Here is an 8790-nt window from a genome sequence, read left to right on the forward strand (position 1 = left end):
GGTGAGGTTATTTTTTGTAGTCAGGCCTGTCGGCTTTCGTCTTTTTTGTTTCCGGTGCTCCGGCTACACAAATTACAAATTCTCCTTTTAATATGTTGTTTTCAAAATGTGATTTTATCTCCAGCAGGGTTCCCCTCACCGTTTCTTCATACATTTTGGTAAGCTCGCGGCTTACAGAAGCCTGGCGGTCTTCACCAAAATGTTCTGAAAATTCTTCTAGTGTTTTGAGTAACCGATGCGGACTTTCATACAGTACAATGGTACGTTCTTCTTCAGCCAGTTTTTTCATTCGGGTTTGCCTTCCCTTTTTAACCGGAAGGAATCCTTCGAATACAAAGGAATCTGTTGGTAAACCGGAATTAACCAAAGCCGGTACAAAAGCGGTGGCACCAGGTAAACACTCAATCTCTAATCCATTTTTAATCACTTCTCTTGTCAGGAAGAAACCAGGGTCGGAGATGGCAGGTGTTCCTGCATCAGAAATCAGCGCAACATTTTTACCTTCTTTCAGGAATTTTATGATTTCTGAAGTTGCCTTGTGTTCGTTATGCTGGTGATGAGAATATGCCTTTTTATCGATGCCAAAATGTTTTAGCATCGGCGCACTGGTGCGTGTATCTTCTGCTAAAATGATATCGGCCTCTTTGAGTATCCTGATGGCCCTGAATGTCATATCCTCAAGGTTACCTATGGGCGTAGGGACAAGAAATAGTTTACCTTCCATGTTCAGTGTCTCCAAACTCTTGTTATCTTTGTTCAAAATATATAAATAATGCTGCAAGTTAACTATATCCGCGAAAATAGAGAGAAAGTTTTAGAACGCTTAACGGTCCGAAATTTTAAACAGCCTGAATTGGTTGATGAAATTATCCAGCTAGACGACGAACGTAGACAAACACAAACTTCCTTAGACAATCTTTCCGCTATAGCTAATTCGAGTGCAAAACAGATTGGTGAATTGATGCGCAACGGCAAAAAAGAGGAAGCTGAAGCCATTAAACTAGAAACCACTGCCAATAAAGACAAAATTAAACAATTAGGGGAGCAGCTGGTGGCCGCTGAGCAAAAGTTGCACAACCTGTTGGTGCAACTGCCTAACCTGCCTAACGAACAGGTTAAAGCTGGTACTACCCCTGAAGATAATGAGATTGTACTTGTACATGGCCAGCCTGAGGAGTTAAACGCTGCTGCATTGCCTCACTGGGAACTTTGTGCAAAATACGATATCATCGATTTCGAATTAGGTACTAAAATTACAGGTGCAGGTTTCCCGGTTTATAAAGGTAAAGGTGCCCGTTTACAACGTGCATTAATTAACTTCTTTCTTGACCGTGCCACGGAGCAAGGTTACCGTGAAATGCAGGTTCCACATTTAGTAAATGAAGCATCTGGTTTTGGAACCGGGCAGCTACCTGATAAAGAAGGCCAGATGTATCACGCAACGGTTGATAACCTATATCTTATTCCTACTGCAGAGGTTCCGGTAACTAACCTATACCGCGATGTGATTGTAAAGGAAGAGGCTTTTCCAATTAAAAACTGTGCTTATACGCCATGTTTCCGCAGGGAAGCAGGTTCATACGGCGCCCATGTTCGTGGGTTAAACCGCCTTCATCAGTTTGATAAAGTAGAGCTGGTTCAAATTGTTCATCCAGACCAGTCTTATAACGTTTTGGAAGAAATGAGTATCTACGTGCAGTCATTATTAAAGGAACTGGGTTTACATTACCGCGTGCTGCGTTTATGTGGTGGTGATATGGGTTTTACCTCTGCCATGACCTATGATATGGAGGTGTGGAGCGCTGCCCAGCAACGCTGGTTGGAAGTTTCATCGGTATCAAACTTTGAAAATTACCAAAGTAACCGTTTAAAACTGAGGTTTAAGGGAGCAACCGGAAAAACACAATTGGCACATACCTTAAATGGTAGTGCACTGGCTTTACCAAGAATTGTAGCGGCTATATTAGAAAACTACCAAACGCCTGAAGGGATCAAAGTTCCAGAGGCCCTGGTAAAATATACTGGTTTTTCAATCATCGATTAACCAAATAGTAATGACATAAAAAAGGCTCCGTGCGTTTGCAGGGAGCCTTTTTTATGAAGTATAACTACTAATTATAAAATTAGGATTAATAATAAGATAATGATGATAATGGCACCAACTGAAAGATAAACACCGCCGTTCATTGCACGAGCCTGGTTTTTCAATTCTTTCAACTCTTTACGTAGCTCTTTTTTCTCTGCTCTCGATAAATCAGATTTATCCATAGCTCTGATTTGCTCAACGCGGTTGGTGATCCTGTTAAATTGAGCCTGTTGTTCAGCGGTCATTTCAACTTTGTCTTTGTCCTTAAGGCCAGCAGCAGAAACTGTGTTTGCACTGATGCCTAACATAAAAATCAAGGTCAGGGAGTAGATTAATTTTTTCATAATTTATTATTTTAAAGGGTGTACCTCTGAATAACAAAAAACCTACCAAAAACGTTGGTAGGTTTTTAAAAAAAAATGTAAAGGGCTTTTTTTTAGACTATTAGCGAAGTGTGTTACGACTGTTAGCTAGTAAAGCAAAATATTTTTGATAAAGAAAACTGTATACTCTTTCGTTCAATTATTTAATTTCGAATACAGTATTCACTACAGATGTTAGTTTAATAGTTTTAAAATCTATTTCTGCTGCTTCAGCTTGATCTAATGAAGCACTTGACTTCAACATCATGGTGTTCGCACGGTAATTTTGCACCGGGAAAGATTCGTTACCTATTTCCTGTATGTCAATTACATTACCTAACTCATTACCAATTGCCGCCACCATATAGCTTGCTTTAGCTTTAGCTGCCTGCAAGGCTTTAACCTTTAGTTCTTTCTTCAAATCCTCCATTTTAGAGTAATCGTAGCTCTCAATATTGGTATAAGCAATACCTTTTGGATCTATGGCATCCATAATAGCGTTAAATTTATTTAGGTCGCTTACCTTTAAACGGTATTGTTTACTGGCTAAGAAATCTGGATCCTTCTTTTTCCTGGTAGCATAATTATAACTAGATAAGTTATTTATGGTCAGGTTTTCTTTTGGTATACCTGCAGCCTGCACGGCAGCTACCAATTGATTTTCCAGGGTAGTAATTTCTACTTTTTTCTTGCTGTTACCATCCTTAAGGTATTCCTTTAACGAAATACTAATGTAAATAATATCCGGTGTTACTTCACGTTCGGCACTACCACTTACGGTTATCTTTCTACGTAAATCAACTTGTTGGGCCATTGCACCAGTGGTAAACAAGGCAACAAAGGCAAGGGCTAATAAGTTCTTCATCTTTATTCTCTTTTATGTTAATAGATAGATGAAAATATCATACCAAATCCATACAAATCGGTTGCCTCACCTGTATTATTCCTCAACTACTTCATTATTAGGGCCAATTTCTTCTACTACTTCTTCTTTAAAATAAGTTTTCTGGTAAATGAGAATTAAAATTACACCTACAGATATTGCAGCATCAGCCACATTAAATACAGGCCGGAAGAAGATGTAGTCTTCGCCACCCCAGATCGGAACCCAGGTAGGGAAGACCCCCTTAAGTATTGGGAAATAAAACATATCAACTACACGGCCGTGGAAAAAGCCGGCATAATGATATATTTTTCCATAAAATACTGAGTCGATGATGTTCCCCAAAGCTCCTGCAAAGATCATAGCTACTTTAATAATCAGGCCGCGGTGATATTTGTGTTGAATCAGGTAATGCAAGCCATAACCTATACCGGCTACCGCAGCGATCCTAAATAAAGAAAGGAATAGTTTCCCAAATTCACCTCCGAACTCCAGTCCGAAAGCCATTCCATTGTTCTCTGTAAAGTGGATAATGAACCAATCGCCAAGAATTTTAAATTCCTGGCCGAGGTACATGTTTGTTTTTACCCAGGTTTTTGAGGCCTGGTCGACTAATAAGATGATGAAAATAAGAAGTAAAGGTTTTGTATAGCCCTTCATTATGCTTGCTTCAGTTTTGCTTCCATACTCAACGTAGCATGCGGTACTGCACGCAAACGTTCTTTTTGGATAAGTTTACCTGTTTCTCTGCAAACACCATAAGTTTTATTCTCGATACGAACTAGCGCAGCTTCAAGATTTTCTATAAATTTCTTTTGACGTGCCGCTAACTGGTTAATTTGCTCTTTTTCTAAAGTAGCAGATCCATCTTCTAAAGTTTTGTAAGTGCCCGACGTATCTTCTGTACCATTCGAATTAGGACTGCTTAATGAATTGGTTAAAGAAAGAAATTCTTCTTTTGCCATTCTTAGTTTCTCTTGGATAAGTTCTTTGAATTCCTTTAACTCACTATCAGAATACCTTGTTTTTGTGGGTTTTTCCATAATATTTATTGTTTTTCAATCAAAATTTGTAACTCAACATCATCGATGGTGATTTTGTTTCCTGTCGCCAGGGAATCCGTTAAAATTAGGTCGTCGGCTAATATTTCCGAGCAAATGTATGACTTATTTTCTAATGCCGCTTTCGAGATCAGGTTGTGATTCTGTAATGTTACCTTTATACGGTCAGTCACTTCAAAATTCATCTCTTTTCTCAAGTTTTGTATCCGGTTTATCAGCTCACGCGATAAACCTTCTTGTTTCAATTCCTCTGTCAATGTGATGTCCAGTGCAACGGTTAGGTTGCCTAGGTTTGTAACCTGCCAGCCCGGAATATCTTCTGCAATGATTTCTACATCAGCTAATTGCACAGTGTATTCTGTGCCTGGTATAGTAAGTTCGCCAGTACTTTCAAAAGTAGCTAGTTGTTCCGCATTTAACCCATTAATGTAAGCTGCCACAGTCTTCATATCCTTACCTACTTTTGGACCAAGTGTTTTAAAATTAGGTTTAATTTTTTTCTTAATAAACCCTGCTGTGTCTCTAATGTACTCAATATTTTTAATGTTAGTTTCAGAGAGGATTAATTCCTTCACCTTTTCAACCTTATCGGCAAACTTTTCATCTAAAACAGGCAATAAAATTTTCGCTAAGGGCTGGCGTACATTAATCGAACTTTTCTTGCGCAGTGATAATGCCAACGATGAAATTTGTTGTGCCAACTCCATGCGTTCGTTCAGTTCCTGATCAATCAGTGATTGGTCTGCATCTTTCCATAAAGTAAGGTGTACAGACTCCATGTTATGTTCCTTAGTACCAACGGTAAGGTTTTGGAACAACCAATCTGCAAAAAATGGCGCTACCGGCGACATCAATTGTGATATCGTGGTTAAGCAGGTGTATAAAGTTTCGTAGGCTGCTTTTTTATCAGCAGTCATTTCGCCTTTCCAGAAACGCCTGCGCGATAAACGGATATACCAGTTGCTTAAATGCTCATCAACAAAGGTTTGTATTGCCCTCGTAGCTTTGGTAGGTTCGTAGGTATTGTAGTTTTCGTCAACCTCCTTGATAAGGTTTTGTAGTAAGGATAATATCCACCTGTCTAATTCACTGCGATCAGCTACCGGTGTTTCATTGTCTTTATCAATGCTAAACTGGTCGATGTTGGCGTATAAGGCAAAGAATGCATAGGTGTTATATAAAGTACCGAAGAATTTTCTGCGTACTTCGTCAAGGCCATCCATGTTAAATTTCAGGTTATCCCATGGCGATGCATTGCTGATCATGTACCAGCGGGTAGCATCAGCACTATAGGTTTCAATGGTACTGAATGGGTCAACACCATTGCCTAAACGTTTAGACATTTTGTTGCCGTTTTTATCAAGTACCAAGCCATTGGAAACCACATTTTTAAAAGCTACTCCTGGATTTCCCACTTTTTCGTTCACCGCTTTAACCTCATCACTGGTTTCGCTTAACATCACTGCAATAGCATGCAAAGTGAAGAACCAGCCGCGGGTTTGGTCAACACCTTCCGCAATAAAATCTGCGGGGTAGGCACTTTCAAATGCGTCCTTGTTTTCGAAAGGGAAATGCCATTGTGCATAAGGCATGGCACCACTATCAAACCACACGTCAATTAAATCCAGTTCCCTGAACATCTTCTCGCCGGTAGGGGAGGTTAAGATCACATCATCAACATAAGGACGGTGCATATCTTTTAATTCAAAAGATGCATCCATGAAACCAGCTTCCACTGATTTTTGAATCTCTTCATTCAGTTCAGCCAGTGAACCAATGCATTTTTCATATTCGCCATCTTTGGTTCTCCAGATTGGCAAAGGTGTTCCCCAATAACGCGAACGCGATAAGTTCCAGTCTACCAGGTTTTCCAGCCAGTTTCCAAAACGTCCGGATCCTGTAGCTTCTGGTTTCCAGTTAATGGTTTTATTCAAGGCCACCATTTTCTCCTTAACGGCAGTGGTTTTAATAAACCAGCTGTCTAATGGATAATATAGAATTGGCTTGTCTGTTCTCCAGCAATGTGGATAACTGTGTTCGTATTTTTTAACGTCAAACGCTTTATTATCTTCTTTTAATTTGATAGCGATGAGTACATCAGTTGGCTTGAAATCTGCCGCCTTACGTTCTTCGTCACTGTAATATTCTTCTTTAACATAACGACCCGCAAAGTCTGTTACTTCCTTAACGAACTTACCTTGTTTATCTACCAGTGGCGTTTCATTTCCTTTTTCATCTTTCACCATAACTGAAGGAACGTTATTTTCCCTGGCTACCCTGAAATCGTCGGCACCAAATATAGATGCAGTATGTACAATTCCGGTTCCATCCTCTGTGGTTACAAAGTCGCCCGGAATTACGCGGAATGCATTTTTCTCCAGGTCGTCATTGGTCACATAGTTCATCAATTGGTGATAGCGTAATCCGACCATGTCTTTACCGGAAAATTCGGCGGTAATTGTCCATGGAATCAGTTTGTCGCCACCATGGTAAGCATCAAAATCCAGATCCTGAGCTTCTTTTTTGAAGTGTTTACCAACCAGGTCTTTTGCCAAAATCACGCTAACCGGTAAAAATGTATAGGGATTGAATGTTTTTACTTTTACATAGGTGATTTTCTCTCCAACGGCAAGGGCACAGTTTGAAGGTAAGGTCCACGGTGTGGTGGTCCAGGCTATGATAGCAGTTTCTTCCTGATCGTTTTCAAAAAGCACAGGCATCAAAGGATGATCCTTGTCTTTCTTTAAAAAGAACTCTGCAGTAATAGAGGTATCTTTCAACATTTTGTAAGTACCTGGCTGGTTTAGTTCATGTGAACTCAGTCCTGTACCTGCAGCTGGGGAATAAGGCTGTACGGTATATCCCTTGTATAACAGGCCTTTATTGTAAAATGATTTCAGGATCCACCAAAGGCTTTCCATGTAGTCATTTTCATAGGTGATGTAAGGGTTGTCAAGATCTACCCAATAGCCCATCTTCTCAGTCAGGTCATTCCATACATCGGTATACTTCATGACTTCTTCACGGCAGGCAGCGTTATATTCTTCAACGGTAATCTTCTTGCCGATATCTTCTTTGGTAATACCAAGTTTTTTTTCAACAGCCAGTTCTATGGGTAAACCATGAGTATCCCAGCCACCTTTACGTTTAACCTGGAAACCTTTAAGGGTTTTGTAACGGCAAAAGATGTCTTTTATGGCACGACCCATTACATGGTGAATCCCTGGCATACCATTGGCTGACGGAGGTCCTTCGTAAAAAGTAAATGTGTTTGCTTCTGACCGTGTGGAAATGCTTTTTTCAAAGATGTTTTCCGATTTCCAAAAGTCAAGTATTTCTTTGCCTATTTTAGCTAGTTCCAGTTGTTTGAATTCCCTATACATCTATCCAGTATCCTTAAAAATTAAGGTTGCAAAGTTAAGGTATTAGAATGGAAAAAGGTAGCTTTGTAGCTAATTTGTTTTATGACTAAAGACCTGAAAATTGGGATGATATGCATGTTTGCTGCAGTGATTTTCATGCCCGTTGCCTTCCTTCTTAAAAATTATGATATTTCAACGGCAATAGGCCTCATCATCGCCAGCATGATCCTGGAAGCAATTGGTTTGATATTTGTTATTATTAACCTGATTAAGAAACGAGAAAAAAATAAAAAGAACCCATGATTAAGAAACTTAAACTACAAAAGGCCGTTATTGCGCTTATTCTTGCAAACTGACCCATGTTCTGCTCTGCAACAACAACCTTCTTGTACTTCTTGAGCACCTCAGCTGTGTTCTTTGGCAGCGGATTGATGTATTTGAAGTGCGCCAGGGCAACCTTCTTGCCCGCAGCTCTCATCTCATCCATTGCAGCATGCAAATGTCCGTATGTACCGCCGAAACCTACAATCAAAAGGTCGGCATCCTGATCACCAAGAACCTCTACGTCCGGAACCTGAATCTTCTCAATCTTCTCCTGACGCAAACGGGTCATCAGATCATGGTTCTCAGGGTTTGTAGAGATGGCACCGGTCTTGTTGTCCTTCTCCAAGCCTCCAAGGATATGCTGGAAACCCTCACGTCCAGGAACAGCCCAATAGCGCGAACCCTCTGCATTACGCATATATGGAGTCCATGTACCCTTCATGTCCTCAGGCACGTATGGAGGATTGATAGCAGGGAACTCTGCAAGGTTAGGCAACTTCAACGCACCCGAACCGTTTGCAATAAATGCATCAGTCATCAGCACTACAGGAGTCATGTGCTCCAAAGCTATCTTGCAGGCCATGTATGCCGCATCAAAGCAGTCTGTAGGACTTGTAGCTGCAATAACTGGCATAGGGCTCTCACCGTTTCTGCCGAACAGACACTGCAGCAAGTCTGTCTGCTCGCTCTTCGTCGGAAGACCTGTTGCAGG

The 8790-nt window shown here is 40.5% G+C and carries 8 protein-coding genes; 1 reads left to right on the forward strand and 7 read right to left on the reverse strand.

Annotated elements, in window-relative coordinates; genetic code table 11:
- Positions 1–7: 7 nt before the first annotated feature.
- Positions 8–724, reverse strand: coding sequence for a 16S rRNA (cytidine(1402)-2'-O)-methyltransferase (gene rsmI, locus ACR2F3_RS06745; RefSeq protein WP_432709224.1), 717 nt, complete (start codon positions 722–724; stop codon positions 8–10).
- A 48-nt stretch (positions 725–772) separates the two neighbouring features.
- On the opposite strand from rsmI, the gene serS reads away from it, so the two are divergent.
- Positions 773–2044 carry a serine--tRNA ligase gene (gene serS / locus ACR2F3_RS06750; RefSeq protein ID WP_432709216.1) on the forward strand — a complete coding sequence of 424 codons (1272 nt, stop codon included), beginning with the start codon at positions 773–775 and terminating at the stop codon, positions 2042–2044.
- Between the two features lie 71 nt (positions 2045–2115).
- Here serS and ACR2F3_RS06755 read toward each other — a convergent pair whose 3' ends face one another.
- The 6 genes from ACR2F3_RS06755 to ACR2F3_RS06780 form a co-directional block, all read right to left on the reverse strand.
- The gene (locus tag ACR2F3_RS06755; RefSeq protein ID WP_432709217.1) at positions 2116–2430 is read right to left on the reverse strand and encodes a hypothetical protein; all 315 of its coding nucleotides are present in this window, start codon (positions 2428–2430) and stop codon (positions 2116–2118) included.
- Between the two features lie 178 nt (positions 2431–2608).
- On the reverse strand, positions 2609–3313 hold the full coding sequence (locus tag ACR2F3_RS06760) for an SIMPL domain-containing protein (RefSeq protein WP_432709218.1): 705 nt from the start codon (positions 3311–3313) through the stop codon (positions 2609–2611).
- Positions 3314–3388: 75 nt separating this feature from the next.
- Positions 3389–3991, reverse strand: coding sequence for a lipoprotein signal peptidase (locus ACR2F3_RS06765; protein WP_432709219.1), 603 nt, complete (start codon positions 3989–3991; stop codon positions 3389–3391).
- Entirely contained in the window at positions 3991–4374 is a 384-nt protein-coding gene (locus ACR2F3_RS06770) for a TraR/DksA family transcriptional regulator (RefSeq protein WP_432709220.1), read from the reverse strand. Before ACR2F3_RS06770 ends, ACR2F3_RS06765 begins: the two co-directional genes overlap by 1 nt.
- A gap of 5 nt (positions 4375–4379) precedes the next feature.
- A complete protein-coding gene (gene ileS, locus ACR2F3_RS06775; protein WP_432709221.1) occupies positions 4380–7775 on the reverse strand; it encodes an isoleucine--tRNA ligase in 3396 nt (1131 codons plus the stop codon).
- A gap of 247 nt (positions 7776–8022) precedes the next feature.
- Positions 8023–8790, reverse strand: a 768-nt coding sequence (locus tag ACR2F3_RS06780; RefSeq protein WP_432709222.1) for a transketolase C-terminal domain-containing protein, incomplete at its 5' end; no start/stop codon positions are given.

This window comes from Pedobacter sp. (genome assembly GCF_045627485.1).
Taxonomy (GTDB): domain Bacteria; phylum Bacteroidota; class Bacteroidia; order Sphingobacteriales; family Sphingobacteriaceae; genus Pedobacter.

What these genes read in the sequence shown, in the direction of transcription:
- rsmI (WP_432709224.1), bottom strand. Translation starts at nt 724, where the DNA reads ATGGAAGGTAAACTATTTCTTGTCCCTACGCCCATAGGTAACCTTGAG.
- serS (WP_432709216.1), top strand. Translation starts at nt 773, where the DNA reads ATGCTGCAAGTTAACTATATCCGCGAAAATAGAGAGAAAGTTTTAGAA.
- ACR2F3_RS06755 (WP_432709217.1), bottom strand. Translation starts at nt 2,430, where the DNA reads ATGAAAAAATTAATCTACTCCCTGACCTTGATTTTTATGTTAGGCATC.
- ACR2F3_RS06760 (WP_432709218.1), bottom strand. Translation starts at nt 3,313, where the DNA reads ATGAAGAACTTATTAGCCCTTGCCTTTGTTGCCTTGTTTACCACTGGT.
- ACR2F3_RS06765 (WP_432709219.1), bottom strand. Translation starts at nt 3,991, where the DNA reads ATGAAGGGCTATACAAAACCTTTACTTCTTATTTTCATCATCTTATTA.
- ACR2F3_RS06770 (WP_432709220.1), bottom strand. Translation starts at nt 4,374, where the DNA reads ATGGAAAAACCCACAAAAACAAGGTATTCTGATAGTGAGTTAAAGGAA.
- ileS (WP_432709221.1), bottom strand. Translation starts at nt 7,775, where the DNA reads ATGTATAGGGAATTCAAACAACTGGAACTAGCTAAAATAGGCAAAGAA.